The sequence below is a fragment of the Endozoicomonas sp. SESOKO4 genome (genome assembly GCF_024606275.1).
This window is the reverse complement of the sequence record NZ_JAHHPS010000573.1, coordinates 1-1,461: the sequence shown is the minus strand read 5'-3', so window position 1 is coordinate 1,461 and position 1,461 is coordinate 1. Positions and strand designations below refer to the sequence as shown.

1 protein-coding gene is annotated in these 1,461 nt (G+C 49.5%); it reads left to right on the top strand.

Annotated features, from left to right (window positions below):
- Window positions 1-229: 229 nt before the first annotated feature.
- The coding region (locus tag KDK16_RS11320) for an FGGY-family carbohydrate kinase (RefSeq protein ID WP_257276189.1) at window positions 230-1,461 on the top strand (1,232 nt) is incomplete at its 3' end.

Here is a 1,461-nt window from a genome sequence, read left to right as displayed (position 1 = left end):
CTGAGGTTGTTCCTGAAACAACAGAGGGTGGCCCATGAGTAATACCTCAGGCTCTTGATTCAGTCTCATAACAAATAGATTCCAGAATAAAATACGCTCTTTGGTTTATAGCCTAATATTGTTGCAGCAAGATAGCCTGAGGAGTAGTGCTTCTATGACAAGAATCTGTTTACGCTACAAATATTCAATCTCCCTGAATTCATGTAATGGCGTACCCTGACGACGATTTATGCAACATTTGTACATTGGTGTGGATGTGGGTTCGGGCAGTGTGCGGGCGGGATTGTTCAACGCGAAGGGAGAGAAAATCGCCCTGGCTGCCAGCCCAATCAAGCAGTTTCGTCCTGCTACGGACTTTGTTGAACAATCGTCGTCTGATATCTGGAAGCAGGTATGTAACGTTGTAAAAGATGTAGTGACTGATTCAGCAATCAAGCCGGAGCAGGTAAAGGGAATCGGATTTGACGCAACTTGCTCTCTGGTTGCTGTGGACGCGGATGATTGCCCTGTAACCGTCTCGCCGACGGAACTGGATGATCAGAATATCATCATGTGGATGGATCACCGGGCGTTGGCAGAGACTGCCGAAATGAATGCCACACGAAGTGAGGTCCTGAAGTTTGTGGGTGGTGAAGTCAGTCCTGAAATGGAACTGCCTAAACTGAAATGGTTGAAACGCCACCTACCAAAGCACTATGAACGCACTGCGCGTTTTTTCGACCTGTCGGATTATCTGGTTTATCGCTCCACTGGCAGGGATGTTCGGAGCACTTGTACCAAAGTTTGCAAATGGACTTATCTTGCCCACGACAAACGTTGGGATACCTCTTTGTTCCGGCAGCTGGATTTGGAAGACCTGATTGTTGGTGAAAAAATCGGTCAGGCCATCGTTGACCCGGGCACGCCTGCCGGACAGTTGACGGATGCCGCAGCAATAGCGTTGGGGCTGACCACCAGTACTATTGTTTCTGTGGGCATGATCGATGCCCATGCAGGAGGCGTTGGCATTATTGGCGACCAGCCGGAATCAACCCTCGCCATTATTGGTGGAACCTCTTCCTGTCATATGGCCGTCAGCACAACACCGGTTTTTGTTGATGGTGTCTGGGGGCCATACTGGGGTGCTATGGTTCCGGGCATGTGGCTGAGTGAAGGAGGACAGTCATCTGTCGGCTCTCTGATCGACCACGTTATTCGCGACCATGTTTTTTATCCGGAACTCATGAAACTGGCCGGACGGCAGGAGCGCAGTGAGTATGAAATTCTGAATGAAGAGGTTGCCCGGCTTGAGACTGAAAACCCCTATTTTACTGCTCACTTTCATTTGCTGGGCTATCATCATGGCAATCGTTCACCCCGGGCTAACCCTTATTTAAAGGGCATGGTTTCAGGCTTATCACTGAATGAGAGCCTGAGGTATTACTCATGGGCCACCCTCTGTTGTTTCAGGAACAACCTCAG